Origin of the sequence: Campylobacter sp. (genome assembly GCF_030528245.1) — a bacterium.
Taxonomy (GTDB): Bacteria; Campylobacterota; Campylobacteria; order Campylobacterales; family Campylobacteraceae; genus Campylobacter_D.
On sequence record NZ_JAUMZG010000006.1, the window covers coordinates 12340 to 30674 of the forward strand.

The window sequence follows — 18335 nt, forward strand, 5'->3', positions numbered from 1 at the left end:
TCTAGCCCACAAAATCCGCGATTTTCTCGCCAAATTTCACCCGCTCTCCCGCCCCAACCCTGAGGCTCAAAAAGCCACTTTGCGCCAAAATCACTATGGTAGATCCCAGCTCAAAATGCCCAAGCTCCTGCCCCTTTTTGAAGTGCAAATTCACATATTTTCGCGTGAAGTTGTGGGAATTTTTAGCGTTAGTTTGCAGCGCCTCATCAAAGCAAAAGCGCATTTTGCCGACATTTTGCGCCCCGACAAAAACGAGCCAAAACACCGACACGCCGCTTTTGCACCTGAGGCTGACGCGCTCATTTTTCGCATAAAGATTAGAAATTTTACCCACAAATTTCGCCGCCACGCTGTGAAGACTGCCCCGCGTGTAGGTCGCGCTTAAAATCTGCAAATCACAAGGGGCATGAAAGCGGTGATAATCCTTAGGCGCGAGGTAAATATTGACACCATCAAGCCCCCCCTCAAGCTCCTCCCTTTCAAAGCCATCCCTCAAAAGCTCGCCCACGCTGTAAGTGTGCCCCTTGATGCTGAGGGCAAAAAGCTCCCCCTCGCCCCAAAAACTGCGCCCACTCTGCAAAATTTCCCCATCGCTTGGAGAAATGAAGCCCTCATCCAGTGGGCGCGGGGTCCTCAAACCCCTAGTAAAAAGGGCGTTTAAACTCTCATACTTAGCCGGAGGGTCAAAGTCGCTCATGTCGATTTTAAAGCATTTCACATAGCTTTCGTTGATGAATTTTTGCACGAATTTGGGGAAACGAAGCCGTGCCAAAAGTCCAAAAAGTCGTGAGCTGTCCCTTGAAAAACTCATTGCTGTCCCTTTAAATTTAAAATCACAATCTCACTTTGCGCGAAGGTCCTAAAACTCGGCCCCCAAAAACCCGCGCCCGTGCTGACAAAAAGCCTCGTTTTCTCACCAAGCTCGTAAAGTCCGCTCACAAAGCCCTGCTGGAGCTTTACTAAAAGCCCGAAGGGGAAGATCTGCCCCCCGTGCGTGTGCCCGCTCAAGATCAAATCAAAATCGCTCACATCGTAAAGCAGGACTGTTTTGGGCTGGTGGGCTAGGAGGATGCTGGGCTTGCTGGCGTTTAAATCCGCCCTCACTCTGGCCAAATCCGGGGCCAAAACGCCCTTTTTAAGCCCTGTCAAATCGGCAAGTCCTGCGATGTTGATGAAGCCCAAATCCCTGCTTTCATTGACTAAAATTTGCATGTTGGTCTTTTTTCTCAAAAGCTCCAGCACCGCATTCACGCCGTGGTAGTATTCGTGATTGCCTAGGACATAGAAGGTGCCGTATTTGGAGCGGAGTTGATTGAGCTTGGAGATGTAGGATAAATTTTTAGGATCCGTATCCACCAAATCGCCCACGATGACGATGAGGTCGGCTTTTTGCTCATTCACCTTCGTGATGAGTCCGCTTAGAAAATCCTCGTGCAAATTTTTCCCCAAATGTATGTCTGCGAGTAGGGCTATGCTGAGGTTTTGCTCAAGGTTTTCTAAGTGCAAGTCCACGGTTTTTACCTGTGGAATTTTAAGGGCGCCGCCGACACTCTCATAGGTCGCAAAAATCGCGGCAAAAACGAGGACAAGCTCTAAAAAAAATCGCCCAAAAAGCGCGCATTCTTTGTAGTCTTTCCCCAATAATTTTAAAAAAAATTTCAGGGCATCAAAGAGTAAGGCGGCGAAAAACAAGCAGTAGGTGGGGGCAAAAGAGATGGCCAAAAGCCCATACCAAAAGTCGCCCAGATACTCACTGGAGCGGAAGATGATGAAAAAGGCCTGAATGAGGGAGAGGAGGAAGAAGATGGATAAAAAAAGCTTTTTGAAGGGCTGGCAAAATGAAATTTTGCCCACAAATCTCTTATAACTATAAAAATTTGCGAGGGTGAAAATAAGAGCCATCCCCAAAGAAAAAAGCACAAAAATCATAATTTCTCCCAAAATAGAAAGCCCGATTATACAGGCAAAAATTAAATATCCGTATAAAATTCTCTGCTACAATCGCGCCTTAAAAATAGCAAAAAGGTTAGCATGATGTATCGTTTCGCGCCCTCCCCCACCGGAGACATGCACATAGGAAATTTGCGAGCGGCTTTGATCAATTTCATCCGCGCGAGGCAGGAGGGGGAGGACTTCATTTTACGCATCGAGGACACGGACAGGGAGAGAAACATCGCGGACAAAGAGGAGGAAATACGGGAGCTTTTGAGGCTTTTTGGGGTGTCTTGGCAGCATTATTATGTGCAGAGTGAAAATTTAAAATTCCATCGTCAAATGGCCCTGCGACTCGTGAGTGAAAAAAGGGCCTTCGCTTGCTTTTGCACGGCTCAGGATCTGGAGGCTAAAAAACAAAGGGCTAAAAAGGAGGGCAGGGCCTACCGCTATGATGGCGCTTGTGAAAATTTAGAGGGTGCCTCCCTGCTGCAAGATGAAAGGCCCTTCGTCATCCGCCTCAAAAAACCAAACGAAACGATGAAATTTAAGGACCTTATCAGGGGTGAGCTTGGCTTTGAGCCTGAAAATATCGACAGTTTCATCATCCTGCGCGCGGACAAAACGCCCACTTATAATTTTGCCTGCGCGGTGGATGATATGCTCCAGGGCGTAAGCTGCATCATAAGGGGCGAGGATCATATCTCCAACACGCCCAAGCAGGAGCACATCCGGGCGAGTTTGGGCTTTGAGAAAAAAATGACCTACGCGCATTTGCCCATCATTCTCAACGAAGAGGGGCTGAAAATGAGCAAGAGGGAGGCGCACTCTAGCGTCAGATGGCTTTTGGATGAGGGGATTTTGCCCGAGGCGGTGGCAAATTATCTCCTGCTGCTTGGCAATAAGACCCCTTGCGAAATTTTCACGCTCGCTGAGGCGGCGGAGTGGTTTGATTTGGCCAAGCTTTCCAAATCTGCGGCTAAATTTGACATGAAAAAACTCCTCCAAATCAACCGCGAGCACATAAAAAGGCTTGAAAACGCGAGGCTCAATGCGCTTTTGGACTTGGGCAGGGATGTGGCGGATTTGGCTAAATTTTACACTCAGGAAGCGAGCACTTTGAAGGAAATCAAAGAAAAAATTCAAGGCATTTTCGGCCCTAAGGACTATGCGGAATTCAAACAAGAGGCCGCCATTTTAAAGCGCATACTCGCAGAGGATGGCTCGTGGGAAAATTACGCGCAATTTAAGCAAAATTTAATGCAAAAAAGCGCCCTCAAAGGCAGGGCCTTTTTCATGCCGCTTAGAATTTTGCTCACAGGCAGCACCTGCGGGCCTGAGCTTGCGGATCTTTACCCCCACATCAGACCCTTCATTAAAGAACTTTCAAAGGATTTTCAATGACCGATGCCCTCCTACTCTCCCTCGTGCAAATCGTGCAAATTTGCATCAACACCTACATGTGGATCATCATCATCCAAGCCCTCATCAGCTGGGTGAGTGCGGACCCCTACAATCCCATCGTGCAAATACTCTACAAGCTCACCGCCCCCGCCTACACCCTCATCCGTAGAATCCCCACCCGCATCGGTAGCGTGGATCTTGCGCCGCTTGTGTTGGTGCTGGGCTTGCAATTTCTCAACATCCTCGTTGCCAATTTAGCGGTGAAACTTCTATGAAAAAAATATTTTTGCTTTTGCTTTTTAGCTTCGTGTGGGCGAAGGATTACGATCTGCAAAGCCTGAAAAAATACGAAAATTCCATCGCTAAGGATTATTACATCCACCGACTTTTGGAGCAAAAGGCCATCGACAAAAAGCAAGCGGCGGGACTTGGCGCTCACATTTTTCGCTATGTGGGGAAGATCAAAGACGAGCTGGAGACAATCATCCCTCCAAAACCCTACACCGACCCAAAATTTGCCGCCTGCTACGGCTATGTCAAGGAAGCCATTTTGGATGCGAATGCTAGTTGTCAAGAGCTGCGCTTGCGGTCTAATTATTTCATCACGAGTCTAAAGCCCCAAACCCGAAGCGCCCTCGCCCTGGAATTTCAAGCGAAAAATCCTAGCTTGGCCGTTTTTTTGGAGGCCTTCAATCAAACAGACCCCCTCGCTCTCATCGTGCAAAAAGAAAGCGTGGGGGCCTTTTTTAGATACTACAATTATTCCAAAAAAAACGACCACGATTTGGGTGCGAATTTTGTCAATAAGCTGGCCCAAAACGCTAGCTTTAAGGCTTTTGCCCAGCAAGTCATCATCAGGCAAGAGGGGGAGAAATTTAGAAAATCCCTCCTGAGGGTGAGTCCCGAGCTTGTGAGCGAGGATAGTGCCTTTTATCTGGGCGTCAATGCCTTGGTTTTTGAGGATGAAAATTTGGCTTATGAATTTTTCAAAAGGGCTTATGAGAGCTTTAAAATGCAGAGCAATAAGGACAACGCACTGTTTTGGATGTGGAAGATTAAGGGCGATGGGGGGCTTTTGGAAGCGCTTGCAAACAGCGCGTCCTTGAACATTTACAGCATTTACGCTAAGGAATTGCTCGCTAGGCCCTTTGTGGAGCTTAGTGTTCTTGAGGCCAAGGAGACGGGAAGCGATTTTGACATGCAAGATCCCTTTGCCTGGCAGGATCTTGCGGTGAAAATTAGAAAGGCGAATGATGAGGAGCTAAAGATCCTCGCGCAAAAATTCAACACAAAAAACACCCTGCCCATCTACGCTATCATCATGGAAAAGCTGCATCAGTTCAAAAAACACTATTTCATCATGCCCTATTTTGAGCACATCAAGGGCTACGATCCCCAAAGACAGTCGCTCATCCTAGCCATCGCAAGGCAAGAAAGCCGCTTCATCCCCACCGCCATCTCGACCTCTTACGCCTTGGGGATGATGCAATTCATGCCCTTTTTGGCCAATCACATCGGCCATAAGGAGCTCAAAATTGAGAATTTTGACCAAGATTTTATGTTTGAGCCGCAAATGGCTTATCGGTTTGCTAACCACCATTTGGATTATTTGCAAAAGCACCTCCACTCGCCCCTTCTTGTGTTTTACGCTTACAATGGAGGCATAGGCTTTACGCGAAAGATGCTAAAGCAGGGTTTATTCAGGGGCGGAAAATTTGAGCCTTTTTTGTCGATGGAGCTTGTGCCTTATCAGGAAAGTCGCATTTATGGGAAAAAGGTTTTGGCTAATTATATTGCGTATCAACACCTTCTGAGCGGTAATACAAAGATTTCGGATATTTTTGAAAATTTAATTCAAAGCAAGCAAATTCCGCAGAACAAACCCTAACCCTAAGCTCCCCCTCCCCCTCCACACCCTCAAGGGCTACTTCAAAGTGCTGCGTGTAGGCGTTAGTGATGAGGTATTTTGTCCATTCGTTTTGCCTATCCAAGGCCTTGATTCGCGCTTCTTTTTCATTGATGAAGACCTGAAGTTTGCTTATTTTCACATCATCAGGCGTGAAAGAAAGGATGAAAATATCCTCAGGACTTTTCGCGTCCAAGATGGGATTCAAATAGCTCAAAATAGCGACAAAACTGGTATCAGCAAGGGCTATTTTTTGTTTTTTTGAAAACATGAGCGTCTGCGTTTTTAAATTCAAGTCCCTAAGCTGGGGGTTTTCAGGCACACAAGCGCTCAAAAAAAGGGTCAAAATCAACACAACACACCGCATACGATTTCCAAATTTTTTCCCAATTATAAGCTTTTAATCCTATTTTTGCTTTAAGAAGCTATAATTTTTCAATTTTTATGGCCTCAAAAATGATCGTTTGGCTTGAAATTCATGCCCACATTCTTAAATTTTAGGAGAATTTTACATGCAAGAAATCATCACCCACATACAAAAAGCCGTTTTGCAAATCAGCAAGGCCCTTAAATCCCCCGACACCTCCCACACCCAAAATAAAAACTCAAGCGGGGATGTGCAGCTTGGATTTGACATCCTAAGCGATGCGATCATCACCCAAAACCTCAGCCAATGCCCCAGCATCAAGGCCCTCATCAGTGAGGAAAAAGACGCGGCGCTTGCTTGCAACGATGGGGCAAAATTCATCCTCGCTTACGACCCACTGGACGGCTCAAGCCTGCTTGATGTCAATTTTGCCATAGGCTCCATCTTTGCCATCTATGAGAATGAGGCGGGGGCCAAAAACCTCAAAGCCGCCCTTTATAGCATTTATGGGGCTAGGCTTGAGCTTGTCGTCTGCACGGGGGAGAGGCCGCGGCTTTACCGCCTTGATGATGCGGAGAATTTCATTTTTGTCAGGGATCTTGCCCTGTCTCAAAGGGGCAAAATCAACGCCCCAGGCGGGACGCAAAAATTTTGGAGCGCCAAGCATCAAGCCCTCATCAAAAGCCTATTTGACGAGGGTTACAGGCTAAGATACAGCGGGGCTATGGTGAGCGACATCCATCAAATTTTACTCAAGGGCGGCGGGCTTTTCAGCTACCCGGCCACTGAGGATGCCCCGCAAGGTAAGTTGCGCGCCCTTTTTGAGGTCCTGCCCCTTGCATTGATCGTTGAAAAAGCGGGGGGCAAAACCAGCGACGGACTGAGCGATTCGCTTTTGGGGCTAGAATTTTCACAGCCTCACGCGACCACGCCCTGCTTTTTTGGCTCAGAGTATGAAATCACAAAGCTTTTAAGGGTCTACAATGACTAAGGATAAATTTGAACAGGATCTGGACGCCAAAAAGGAAATTTTGCAGCATTGTCAGCTTTCTAGGCGTTTGAATTCTTGCTACAATTGCGAGGAAATTTTCAACTGCCCAACGCGCAAAAACTATGTCAATGCCGTTTATAGCAGCATGTCTAAGGATAAAACCGATGGCGGATTTGATTTTTAGGGGAGAAGATGCGTTATATCACCACACCGATTTATTATGTCAATGATGTGCCCCACTTGGGGCATGCCTACACCACGATCATCGCCGATACCTTGGCGAATTTTTACCGCCTGCAGGGGCACGAAACCCTCCTGCTAACCGGCACTGACGAGCACGGGCAAAAGATAGAACAAGCCGCTAAAAACAAAAATTTCACCCCCAAAGAATACGCCGATAAAATCAGCCTAGAATTTAAAAAACTCTGGGATGATTTTGAAATCAAATACGACCTTTACGCAAGGACCACCGACTCAGGGCATGTCGACTTTGTGAGGGCGATGTTTTTGAAAATGTGGGAGGGGGGAGACATCTATAAGGACGCCTATGAGGGGCATTATTGCGTCTCGTGTGAGAGCTTTTTTGCCCCGAGCCAACTCGCCAATGAGGCCTGTCCTGACTGTGGCAAAAAGACGCAAATTCTCAAAGAAGAGAGCTATTTTTTCAGGCTTTCTCGCTATGCGGATAAAATTTTGGCCTGGTATGAAGAGGCAAGGCCCATACTCCCGCAAAACAAAACCCGCGAGCTGATCAATTTCATCAAGGCCGGACTCAAGGATCTCTCCATCACGCGCACGAGCTTTGACTGGGGCATCAGGCTGCCCGAACCAATCAACGATGAAAAGCACATCATTTATGTTTGGCTGGATGCGCTCTTCATCTATGTAAGCTCACTGGGAAAAGATGGGGGGCGATTTTGGCCAGCGCAGGTGCATCTGGTGGGCAAGGATATTTTGCGCTTTCACGCCATTTACTGGCCGGCTTTTTTGATGAGCGTGGGTCTGCCCTTGCCCAAATTCATCGCTGCGCACGGATGGTGGACGAAGGATGGGGAGAAAATGAGCAAATCCAAGGGTAATGTCTTGCATCCTAAGGAGCTCGCGGATGCTTATGGATTGGAGGCTTTGCGCTATTTTTTACTGCGCGAGGTGCCCTTTGGTAGCGATGGAGATTTTAGCGAGGCGGCCCTCATCAAGCGCATCAATACCGAGCTTGGCAATGAATTTGGAAACCTGCTGGGGCGCATCGTGGGGATGAGTGAGAAATACAGCGGCGGGAGGATTAGCAAAGATAGGCTTTTGGAATTTTTCAGTGCCGAGCTGGATGAGGCTAAAGACTGCCTCAAAAACGCAGAGGAATTTTTAGAAAATTTGCAATTCAATCGCTATTTGGAAGAGCTTTTTAGGGCCTTAGGCGTAGCGAATTTGGCCATCAGCAAGTATGAGCCTTGGAATTTGATAAAAAATGGGCAAGAAGACAGGGCGATCGCCCTCGTGTCCCTGTGCGCCAATATTCTCGCCCGCGCCAATCTCCTCCTAAGCCCCGTCCTGCCAAAATCTTGCGCTAGGGTTGCGGGGGCCCTGGGGTATGCTTTAAGCGGGGAAAATTATCAAAATTTAATCAAAAACGATGCGCTTTTAAATTTTCAGACCCGCAATTGCGAACCCCTGTTTTCTAAGGTAGAAGGGCCGCTTTTGCCTGCAAAAACCGAGCCTCAAAAAGAGCCTTGCGATAAAATTAAGCTCGAAGATTTCGCTAAAATCCACATCCAAGTCGCCCTTGTGAAATCCTGCGAGAGGGTGGAGGGCAGTGAGAAGCTTTTGAAATTGCGGCTTGAGCTTGCAAATGGGGAGCAAAGGCAGGTGGTTTCGGGCATTGCGAAATTTTACGAGCCCGGTGAGCTTGTGGGGAGGCAGCTGTGTCTCCTCTCCAATCTCAAAAAGGCAAAAATTTTTGGCCAAGAAAGCGATGGGATGATACTCTCGGCTAAAAGTGGCGACAAACTCGTGCTCATAGGCCCTGAAAGCCTTGTAGAAAATGGCTCTTTTGTCGGCTGATGCAAATTTCAAATCTCAGTGAGCTTTTAAACGCGACCCTCATCAATGAGGGCTCTGTGCTGAGTGTGGGGGGCTTTTGCATCGATCTTGCCTCGCTCAAACCTAGCTTTGCTTTTTTTTCCAATGATGCGAGCGAGGTGGATGAGGCCGTGCGGAAGGGCGCCTTTGTCGTGGTGAGTGAGGAAAGGTTTGCCGTCAAAGATGCGGAGGTGTTTTATCTGCAGGTGGAGAATTTGCAAAACGCTATTTTGCGGCTTTTGCGCTTTTTGTGTGAGGAGAAGGGACTTGAATTTGTCCTGTGCGAGGGGGGGGATTTTCGGCTTTGCGAGGGCTTTGGCTTGAAGAAATTAAGCGGGAGAGTTGCTTGGGACTTTGAGCCCTTAAGCCGTGCGAGGGCTGGGGAAATTTTCTGCTGCGAGGCTGCGGATTATCTTTTAAAACTCGGTGCGTTTTATGGACGCCTAGAGGATGAAAACTATGAAATTTTAAGCCGCTCAAGCCCCTTTTATACCAGTGTGCTGTGTGAGAATTTGTATTTTAAAAACATCCCCTTGCCTCTTATTTATGCTGAGAATTTTGCAAAATGGGTGGGCTTTTTGCAAAAAAGGGGCCAAAAGCTTCGTTTTGATGCGGGGAGGCTTGATTTTTTTAAAATTTATTTTGTCAATGAAAATAATGAAATCCTAGCCTTTGGAAAAGGGGCTAGAGCTTTTATTGTGGTGTTTTGCGAGGAGGATTTTAACTTTTGGCTGGAAAATTTTAGGCCGCAAAAGGAGTTGAAAACGGCCTTAAAAAATTCTTTATTTTGTGATTTTTCTTATCAAAACCTTGCGGATTTAAAGAATTTTAAAGATTTTCGCTACTGCCTTGTGCTGGTGGATGATGAGGGGGAATTTGTGAGAAATTTTGAGAAGAGGGAGGGTGGGGAAAAAAACTTATTGAACCCGTAAAAATTTCGTAAAATCAAATCCTTTGACAAAATGATGTTGGTCTTAGCCCTCGTTAGCTACACAATTTTATATTAATTTGTAGCATATTGCTTATGATGAACTCATGTCCTATAGTCTATAAATTACCTAAAAGTCACTATGCTCGACGATGTTTAACAATCAATACAAACTTATTTTCAATGCCTCCTTAAAATCATAAATCATCACAACAATACTATGTCCCACCGCTCACATTTCCATCCTAGTAACGATGCAATTTGTATCCTCGTAAATTTCTAGAGGATTGACCTTCGTATCACTCTATAATCATTATCATCTTAAATTCCACAACCATTGGCAAGATTTATATTTGTAACTTAAAGTTTCTTGAATCGATTTTTCATTGTCGTTAACTCTTCATATAAAAACATTTTGAGGTTAAGTGATTTAAATTTTCCACAACAAATGTGGCAGTTTAAATTAAAGCCACAATGCCCTCTTGGGTATATTAAAATATTATCTTTCAGCATCCACAAGTCGATGCGAGCTGCAAAATTTCAAAAAATTTAGCTTACTGCTCAAAGCCAAATTAGGTTGTTTGATTGCTCTTAAATGTTCTTTATGGTGTAGCCGATTATCATATTTTCATATTTTTTAAGGTTCCATAAAATAAATTGCAAACCATTGTATTTGAACAAATGGCAAATTCATCAACGCTCTATCGCAAATATCTTGTAACTTTTAACAAAACAAAAAAGTAATTTTTCCAAACAAAGCACCAAAATTTACATCCGCTGTGAAGTATCATATTAGCCCCCTGCTAAGGTCACTCAAATCATCATTTTCTACACCTAAGGGCTATTTTCTTTAAAAATTTTTTACACCTTGCACAAATCCTCATCATTTCAAAATTTCTTAAACATATTTACTTTAAATATTGGTTAAAAGATCCCGCTACAAGGCGCATCCACCTGCTTATCCATTCCATCACTTTTAAAAAGATTGGCCAATTTTCACACTTAACTAACGAATTTATATTAATTTTGAGAAAAATTTTTCCCTCAATAATTCTTTAGAATCTCACAAATAAGCGCGTCTCAGTTTATAATTTTTCGCAAGTGCACCGTTTAAATTTTTTACAATTGACAATATTTAAAGCCTAATAAAATTTCATCAATACAAAATAGTCCCATCATAAATATCCATCAAGCTTAGAGATTTGACCCCCTTGTCGCTTTATAAATATAAAAATAAATCATCAGTTTTATCGAGAAATTTCGATTTAGGATTAAATTTCCCTGTATCATTCAGTAACAAAACCAAATCTCATTGCCGATTTTAAATTTTTTTTATTCTTTAAAGGCTAAAATTCCAAGAAAATCACAAAGGAGCCAACATGTCTTTCACGCAAGATTATCAAGAGTCAGTCGCCCAAAGAGCCGCCCTCGCTGTCCCCCCCCTCCCTCTCAATGCCGAGCAGACTAAGGAGCTTTGTGAGCTACTTCAGGGCAGCACAGACGAGGCTCTGGCACAGCTTTTGCAGGATCGCGTCAGTCCCGGCGTGGATGATGCCGCCCTTGTTAAATGTGAATTTCTAGCCTCCCTTTTGAAAGGAAAAATCACCTGTCCCATCATCGACAAAAAAAGGGCCCTAAAGATGCTAGGCACGATGCTTGGCGGTTATAATGTCAAGGTCCTGATCGAGGCTTTGGGGGATGAGAATTTAGCCCCTCTGGCCGCGGATGAGCTTAAAAACATCATCTTCATCCACGATGATTTCCACACTCTGGCAGAACTCAGCCGCACCAATCCCCACGCAAGGGCGATCCTGCAAAGCTGGGCAGATGCGGAGTGGTTTTTAAAACGCCCCAAACTCCCCGCAGTCATCCCCTGCATAGCCTTTAAGGTCCCAGGCGAAACGAATACGGACGATCTGAGCCCTGCTGGCGATGCCTTCACGCGAAGCGACATCCCCCTCCACGCCAACGCCATGCTAAAAGTGCGCCAAGCCGGCTCACTCGATATCATCAAAAAGCTGAAAAAAAGCGGCCGAGAGGTCGTTTATGTGGGCGATGTGGTGGGCACGGGCTCAAGCCGCAAATCGGCGATAAATTCCATCCAGTGGCATTTGGGAAAGGAGCTTGAAGGAGTGCCGAACAAGCACAGCGGGGGCATCATCCTAGGATCAACCATCGCGCCGATTTTTTTCAACACAGCCCAAGATAGCGGCGCCTTGCCCATCGTGTGTGATGTGAGCGCACTGGAAACGGGCGATGAGTTTGAGATCCACACCTACGAGGGCAAAATCATCAAAAAGGGCCAGTGCATCGCGACCTTCACCCTCACGCCCAACACCCTGCTCGATGAAGTGAGGGCTGGGGGACGCATCCCCCTCATCATCGGGCGGGGACTTTGCGCGAGGGCGCGAGAATTTTTGGAGCTTGAGGGGGAAGAAATTTTCACCAAGCCTGAGCAGCCGCAAAATTCAAGCGGGGGCTACACCCTAGCGCAAAAAATGCTCGGCAGGGCTTGCGGCGTGGAGGGGGTGCGTCCGGGGATGTATATCGAGCCTAAGACCTTAACCGTAGGCTCTCAGGATACCACAGGGCCGATGACGCGTGATGAGATTAAGGAGCTTGCGAGTCTGGGATTTAATGCGGACTTCGTTTTGCAGAGCTTCTGCCATACCGCCGCCTACCCGAAGGTGAGTGATTCTAAGCTTCACAAAACCCTCCCCGCCTTCATCACGAGCCGCAGCGGGGTGAGTTTGAGACCCGGAGATGGGGTCATCCACTCCTGGCTCAATCGCTTCGTCCTGCCCGATACCGTCGGCACGGGCGGGGACTCGCACACACGCTTTCCCATCGGCATCTCCTTTCCAGCCGGAAGCGGGCTCGTGGCCTTTGCGGCGGTAACGGGCGCCATGCCGCTCAATGTGCCTGAGAGCGTTTTGGTGCGCTTTAGCGGGGAGTTGCAGCCGGGCGTAACGCTTAGGGATCTTGTCAATGCTATCCCTTATTATGCGATTAAAGAGGGCTTACTCACGGTGGAGAAGAAAAACAAAAAAAATATCTTTGCGGGGAAAATTTTGGAGATCGAGGGGCTGCCAAATTTAAAGGCTGAGCAAGCCTTTGAGCTTAGTGATGCGAGTGCGGAGCGCAGTGCGGCGGCTTGCTGTGTGGATTTGAGTATTGAAAGTGTGAGTGAGTATATGTGCTCCAATGTGGCCCTGATGGAGGCGATGATAGAGGCGGGCTATGAGGATAAAAAAACCCTCGCCAGAAGGGCGGAGAAGATGAGGGCGTGGCTTGAAAATCCTAGCCTTTTGAGAGCGGATAAGGATGCAAAATACGCGCATGTTTTTGAGATCGACTTGAACGAAATCACCGAGCCGATCTTGGCCTGCCCTAATGACCCTGACGATGTGGCGACTTTGAGTGAAATTTTGAGCGATGAGAAAAGGCCAAAGAAGATCGATGAGGTTTTTGTGGGCTCTTGCATGACAAACATCGGGCATTATAGGGCCTTGGGTGAAATTCTTAAAAATCGGGGCATACTCAAAACCCGACTCTGGGTCGTGCCGCCTACGAAGATGGATAAGGCGCAGCTTAGTGCGGAGGGCTATTATAGTGTTTTCGGTGCGGCGGGGGCTAGGATAGAGGTGCCGGGCTGCTCGCTGTGCATGGGGAATCAGGCTAGGGTTAATGACGGGGCTGTGGTTTTTTCAACCTCAACGAGAAATTTTGACAACAGAATGGGCATGGGCGCGAAGGTCTATTTGGGTAGTGCTGAGCTAGCGGCGGTGTGTGCGATTTTGGGTAAAATCCCTAGCAAAGAGGAGTATTTGCAAATCGTGCGGGATAAATTGAGCGATGAGTCTAAGGCGGAAATTTATAAATACTTAAATTTCAATCAAATTAAAGATTTCAAGCTGGAAGATTAGCGCGTGCGCGGTGGGTGCGATGATGAAGGTATTTGCTAAGGATTTTGGTTGAAAAATTGGCTGTTTGTCGTCTTTCTCCTTGCTGGTTTTGGCATCGTGCAGGCTAAGACTTGCGAGGAGCTTAAGACTGGAAGTGGGGGTTTTTTTGATGCGGGGGCCGACTTTAGCGATAAAAATTTGCTCGAATGGATCGACACTTGTGAATTTTCTTTGAAAAATCAAGCATTCACGAAAAAGCTCTATCAAATCGCCAATCAAATTCGTGGCAATAGTAGCGTTTGCTCGGGGCTTTCTTACTTGGAAAAACTACGAAAATTTCAATACCTGCTCCTGCAAATCCCCCTAAACCCCACAACTTACCAAAAAAAACTTCAAAAAGCTGAAATTTTAGAGCAAAAATACGATGTCCTTAAGGCTTATTTTAGATACTGGGCCTATCAAAGCATAGGAAATTTCAGGCTTTACCGTGAATTTTGGCAAGAATACAACAAGGCCCTAAAGCCTTTGGAGGAGTATTTTGAAAGCAATTTCAACTTTGACAAGGGCAGTAATATCTATTACACCAGTAATGCCCTGAATGAATTTTTAAACTGGGCAGTGGGTGGGACGAAGATTCACAAAGATATATCCGCTTTGTCAAGATTCGTCGCCAATAAGCACAATGACGCAATGCGCCTGGAGCAATACATCCTCGCCCATCAACCCACCCCATCCGAGCTCACTCTAGCCCTGAGATCTGCCCTGCTCAATCAAAGGGATGTGAAAATTTTAGGGACCTTGCTTGAATTTGGAGCCAAATTTGATGAAGGCTATGAAAGTGCGATATTTTACGCCCTAGAAAATGAAGCCAACACGGCTTTTTTGATCGACAAAGGAGCTGATGTCAATCACAGCAATGCCTTCGGGAAAACCCCGCTTTTTTACGCCATTGAATTTAACGATAAAAACATCATCAAGCTTTTGATCGAAAGGGGCGCGAACATCCACCAAAAATATATCAACAATAACGAAAAGCTGGCCCTAAGTGCCAATATAGGCAGCGATACGCCCTATTTTATCACCCTTTGCGCTTTGGAGCACACCTCTAAGAATGTGTTCATGCACGCGGCGAGCTATGCGGATGTGGAAATTCTTAAATTGCTAGTGGCTGGGGGTGTGGATATTTTCGCTGTGGATGATTTGGGCTTTAACGCACTGGATTTTGCCCTCATAGCAGACAAAAAAGAAAACGCCGCCTACCTTGAAAAATTAGGACTTAAGGCCAATAAAAATTTATTTTACGGGGACAGATTGGAATGAAAACAGCCCTCATCACAGGAGCGAGCTCGGGCTTTGGTGCCGCTTGCGTTAGAGCCTTCATCGGAGAGGGTTATCAGGTCATAGCCCTTGCCCGCCGCAGAGAGAAATTGGAGCGCTTGAAGCAGGAATTTGGAGACAAAATTCACCCTCTTTGCGTGGATGTGAGGCAGCAAAAAGAGCTTTTTGAGGCCATAGAAAATTTACCCCAAGCCTTCAAAAATATCAGCATACTTTTTAACAACGCAGGCCTAGCGCTAGGCCTTGAGGAATTTGACAAACTAAGCCTCGAGGACATCGATACTATGGTGGATACGAATATCAAAGGCTTTTTATATGTCGCAAGGGCGATCATCCCTCTTTTGAGGAAGCAAAAGGACGCGCACATCTTCAATATCGGCTCCATAGCGGGTAACACGCCCTATTTTGGTGGCAATGTCTATTGCGGCACGAAGGCCTTTGTGCGGCAGTTTTCGCGAGCCTTGCGTAACGATTTGAGGGGCTCAAACATCAAGGTTACCAATATCGCCCCAGGTCTTTGCAAGACAGAATTCAGCAAGGTGCGCTTTAAGGGCGATGAAGCGAGGGCCGATGCGCTCTATGAAAACACGCACTTCATCACAGCAGAGGACATCGCGAAGCTCGTGCTTTCCCTCATCGCCCTGCCAAGCCATGTCAATGTCAATGAAATCGAGCTCATGCCCCTAACGCAAACTTGGGCAGGAACCCACACAGAAAGGATACAATGAAAATATTATTACTATGCTTCACGCCTTTATTTTTATTTGCCGATGCGAGGGCCAATGCCGAATTTTTTGGCGCTTTCACGCTTTTACCGCCCCTCATTGCCATTTGCCTAGCCTTCATCACTAAGGATGTGATTTTGTCCCTTTTCATCGGGGCACTCAGCGGGACCTTTATGCTTTCTTTCGTCGAGCACAATGCCCTTCACGCCCTTGTTTTGAGTTTTTCCATCTTTGTAGAAAAGGCGGTGCAGTCCCTCTCAGATCCCTCAAATGCGGGCATCATCCTCCAAATGCTCACCATAGGCGGCATGGTCGCCCTCATCACGAAAATGGGCGGGACAAAGGCTGTGGCGCTGTGGTTCGCGCAAAGGGCCAAAAAGGCCAAAAGCTCGCAGCTTGCTTCCTATTTTTTGGGCTATTTTATATTTTTTGACGATTATGCCAACTCCTTCATCGTAGGCCCCATCGTCCGTCCGCTCACGGATAAATTCAAGGTCTCAAGGGAAAAACTCGCCTTCATCATGGACTCCACTGCCGCGCCCATAGCCGGACTTGCCATCATTTCCACTTGGATAGGCTTTGAGCTCTCTGTCATCAAAGAGGGCTACAATCTCGCCAGCGAGGAGCTTTTAGTCGGCCTTCATCAAAGCAGGGAGCAAATCAACGCCTTTGAAATTTTCATCCAAACCCTACCCTATAGGTTTTACAACATCCTCATGCTGGCCTTCGTTTTTTTCACCATAATACAAGAGCGTGAATTTGGACCCATGCTAAGGGCCGAGAGGGCAGCGAAAAAATCACAACAAGGCATCGATGCCCTGAGTGAAAATTTAGAAGACAAGCTTTTAGAGCCCAAAGAGGGCATCAAAATTCAAAGCTCCAACGCCCTCCTTCCCCTCGCCGTCCTCATCATCTTCGCCTTTGTGGGCTTTTATTTTAGCGGGTTTGCCAGCATCACAGATCCAGATCTCAGGGCTCAAATTCAAGCCGCCCCGCTAGGCCTCACCGCCCTGAGAGAGACCTTCTCGGCGGCCAACACCGCCACCGTCTTGTTCCAAGCCGCCCTACTGGCTAGCATCACCGCCATAGCCATGGGCGCATGGAGGAAAATTTTCAGCATTCGTGAGGGCATCATCACCTGGACCTACGGCTGGCGGATGATGATCATCACGGTGATCATCCTAATGTGCGCCTGGCCGCTCTCATCAGCGATTAAGGACTTGGGCACTTCGATTTATTTGGTCGATTTGCTCTCGGATAAAACCCCGCTTTATTTATTGCCCATGGCGGTATTTTTGCTCGCCTCCATCGTCTCCCTCTCCACAGGCACAAGCTACGGCACGATGGGGATTTTGATGCCCCTCACCATCCCCCTAGCCCTCGGCGTGGGCTCTCACAATGCCCTCGTCGGGGCCGATTTGCACTACTATGTGGTTCTTAGCATTTCAGCGGTTTTAAGCGGCGCGATCTTTGGCGATCACTGCTCGCCTATCTCCGATACCACCATACTCTCAGCCATGGCTAGCAAGTGCGACCTCCTAGCCCATGTCAAAACGCAAATGCCCTACGCCATCTTCATCTGCGCCATCTCACTTTTTGCGGGCTATTTGCCTGTGGCTTTGGGGCTTAGCATCTGGCTCGTTTTGCCCTTAAATTTAGTCCTCATTGCCCTCTTACTGCGCATTTTTGGAAAAAAAGTTTGCTAGTTTCTGAGGATTTTGACGCAAAAGTGCATTTCGCAAAAAAATTTTTCGCCCCCTTTTTCACGGGGGAGTTTGAGTCCTTTCCCTCGCCCCTTGCGCATTATCGCACGAGGGCGGAACTTAGTTTTTACCACGAGGGGGATGAAATTTTTTACGCGATGTTTGACCCTCTGAGTAAAAAAAAATACAAAATAAAAAGCCTCAATTTTGCCGATGAGAAAATTTGCGCCCTCATGCCCCCGCTTTTAAAAGCGCTCAATCAAAGCCCAGCCCTCAAAACCAAGCTTTTTGGTGTGGAATTTTGCGCCAGCAAAACAGAGCTTTGCACCACCCTGCTCTACCACAAGGACATCGAGCTCATCCGTGGCGATTTGGAAAAATTAAGCTCAAATTTAGGATCAAATCTCATCGCCCGTAGCCGCGGCAAAAAGCTCATCTTCGGCACAGCAGAGCTACGTCAAAGCCTCAGCATCAAGGGAAGGGAATTTTTCTATACCTTTGATAATGACTGCTTCATCCAGCCCAACACCCTCATCAATGAAAAGATGATAGAATGGGCGCTAGAGAGGCTCAAGCGCCCCCGCGATCTTTTGGAGCTTTATTGTGGCTATGGGAATTTCACCCTACCCCTGGCCCCGCATTTTGGGCGCGTTTTGGCCACGGAGCTAGCTAAAAATAGCCTCCGCTTCGCCGAGCAAAACCGCCAACAAAACGCCGCGCACAACATCACTTTTTTGAGAATGTCCAGCGAGGATTTAAGCCGCGCTTTGGCCGGAGAGCGGGAATTTTTCAGGCTAAGGGGGCTTGATTTAAACGCCTTTGATTTTTCTCACATCCTGCTAGACCCCCCGCGAGCCGGACTTAGCCAGAGCGTGATGGACCTAGCGCAAAAGCACCCCCACATCCTCTATTTTTCGTGCAATCCCACCACCCTCCACGACAATCTCAAAAGCCTCACGCGCACCCACCGCGTGGAAAATTTCGCCCTTTTTGACCAGTTCGCCCTCACCCCGCATCTAGAATGCGGCGTTTTTTTGAGTAAAATGGGACACTGAAAGGA

15 protein-coding genes are annotated in these 18335 nt (G+C 47.0%); 12 read left to right on the forward strand and 3 right to left on the reverse strand.

Annotation, left to right across the window (positions count from 1 at the left end):
- Position 1 precedes the first annotated feature (1 nt).
- Positions 2 to 811 (reverse strand): phosphatidylserine decarboxylase, encoded by an 810-nt coding sequence (locus tag Q4A73_RS02105; protein ID WP_303205784.1) that lies wholly within the window; start codon positions 809 to 811, stop codon positions 2 to 4.
- Positions 808 to 1929 (reverse strand): metallophosphoesterase, encoded by a 1122-nt coding sequence (locus tag Q4A73_RS02110; protein ID WP_303205785.1) that lies wholly within the window; start codon positions 1927 to 1929, stop codon positions 808 to 810. The genes Q4A73_RS02105 and Q4A73_RS02110 overlap by 4 nt, the downstream gene beginning before the upstream one ends.
- A 105-nt stretch (positions 1930 to 2034) precedes the next feature.
- Between Q4A73_RS02110 and gltX the strand changes: the two genes are divergently transcribed.
- Genes gltX through Q4A73_RS02125 form a run of 3 tightly spaced genes read left to right on the forward strand, consistent with a single transcriptional unit; the run spans position 2035 to position 5224 of the window.
- Positions 2035 to 3336 carry a glutamate--tRNA ligase gene (gene gltX / locus Q4A73_RS02115; RefSeq protein WP_303205786.1) on the forward strand — a complete coding sequence of 434 codons (1302 nt, stop codon included), beginning with the start codon at positions 2035 to 2037 and terminating at the stop codon, positions 3334 to 3336.
- Complete coding sequence (locus Q4A73_RS02120; RefSeq protein WP_303205787.1) at positions 3333 to 3611, forward strand: YggT family protein; 279 nt, start codon at positions 3333 to 3335, stop codon at positions 3609 to 3611. The genes gltX and Q4A73_RS02120 overlap by 4 nt, the downstream gene beginning before the upstream one ends.
- On the forward strand, positions 3608 to 5224 hold the full coding sequence (locus Q4A73_RS02125) for a lytic transglycosylase domain-containing protein (RefSeq protein ID WP_303205788.1): 1617 nt from the start codon (positions 3608 to 3610) through the stop codon (positions 5222 to 5224). Before Q4A73_RS02120 ends, Q4A73_RS02125 begins: the two co-directional genes overlap by 4 nt.
- Here Q4A73_RS02125 and Q4A73_RS02130 read toward each other — a convergent pair.
- On the reverse strand, positions 5121 to 5609 hold the full coding sequence (locus Q4A73_RS02130; RefSeq protein ID WP_303205789.1) for a hypothetical protein: 489 nt from the start codon (positions 5607 to 5609) through the stop codon (positions 5121 to 5123). The genes Q4A73_RS02125 and Q4A73_RS02130 overlap by 104 nt on opposite strands.
- A gap of 145 nt (positions 5610 to 5754) precedes the next feature.
- Between Q4A73_RS02130 and Q4A73_RS02135 the strand changes: the two genes are divergently transcribed.
- From Q4A73_RS02135 to trmA, 9 genes are all read left to right on the forward strand, one after another.
- The gene (locus Q4A73_RS02135) at positions 5755 to 6600 is read left to right on the forward strand and encodes a class 1 fructose-bisphosphatase (protein ID WP_303205790.1); all 846 of its coding nucleotides are present in this window, start codon (positions 5755 to 5757) and stop codon (positions 6598 to 6600) included.
- Positions 6593 to 6784, forward strand: coding sequence for a hypothetical protein (locus tag Q4A73_RS02140; protein WP_303205791.1), 192 nt, complete (start codon positions 6593 to 6595; stop codon positions 6782 to 6784). Before Q4A73_RS02135 ends, Q4A73_RS02140 begins: the two co-directional genes overlap by 8 nt.
- A gap of 8 nt (positions 6785 to 6792) precedes the next feature.
- Positions 6793 to 8658 (forward strand): methionine--tRNA ligase, encoded by a 1866-nt coding sequence (gene metG / locus Q4A73_RS02145; protein ID WP_303205792.1) that lies wholly within the window; start codon positions 6793 to 6795, stop codon positions 8656 to 8658.
- On the forward strand, positions 8658 to 9608 hold the full coding sequence (locus tag Q4A73_RS02150) for a hypothetical protein (protein WP_303205793.1): 951 nt from the start codon (positions 8658 to 8660) through the stop codon (positions 9606 to 9608). The genes metG and Q4A73_RS02150 overlap by 1 nt, the downstream gene beginning before the upstream one ends.
- Before the next feature lie 1375 nt (positions 9609 to 10983).
- Entirely contained in the window at positions 10984 to 13530 is a 2547-nt protein-coding gene (locus Q4A73_RS02155) for a bifunctional aconitate hydratase 2/2-methylisocitrate dehydratase (protein WP_303205794.1), read from the forward strand.
- A 48-nt stretch (positions 13531 to 13578) separates the two neighbouring features.
- The gene (locus Q4A73_RS02160; RefSeq protein ID WP_303205795.1) at positions 13579 to 14829 is read left to right on the forward strand and encodes an ankyrin repeat domain-containing protein; all 1251 of its coding nucleotides are present in this window, start codon (positions 13579 to 13581) and stop codon (positions 14827 to 14829) included.
- Positions 14826 to 15575 (forward strand): SDR family NAD(P)-dependent oxidoreductase, encoded by a 750-nt coding sequence (locus Q4A73_RS02165; RefSeq protein WP_303205796.1) that lies wholly within the window; start codon positions 14826 to 14828, stop codon positions 15573 to 15575. The genes Q4A73_RS02160 and Q4A73_RS02165 overlap by 4 nt, the downstream gene beginning before the upstream one ends.
- A complete protein-coding gene (locus Q4A73_RS02170; RefSeq protein ID WP_303205797.1) occupies positions 15572 to 17278 on the forward strand; it encodes a Na+/H+ antiporter NhaC family protein in 1707 nt (568 codons plus the stop codon). The genes Q4A73_RS02165 and Q4A73_RS02170 overlap by 4 nt, the downstream gene beginning before the upstream one ends.
- Positions 17272 to 18330, forward strand: a complete 1059-nt coding sequence (gene trmA, locus Q4A73_RS02175) for a tRNA (uridine(54)-C5)-methyltransferase TrmA (protein WP_303205798.1) — start codon at positions 17272 to 17274, stop codon at positions 18328 to 18330. Before Q4A73_RS02170 ends, trmA begins: the two co-directional genes overlap by 7 nt.
- Positions 18331 to 18335 lie beyond the last annotated feature (5 nt).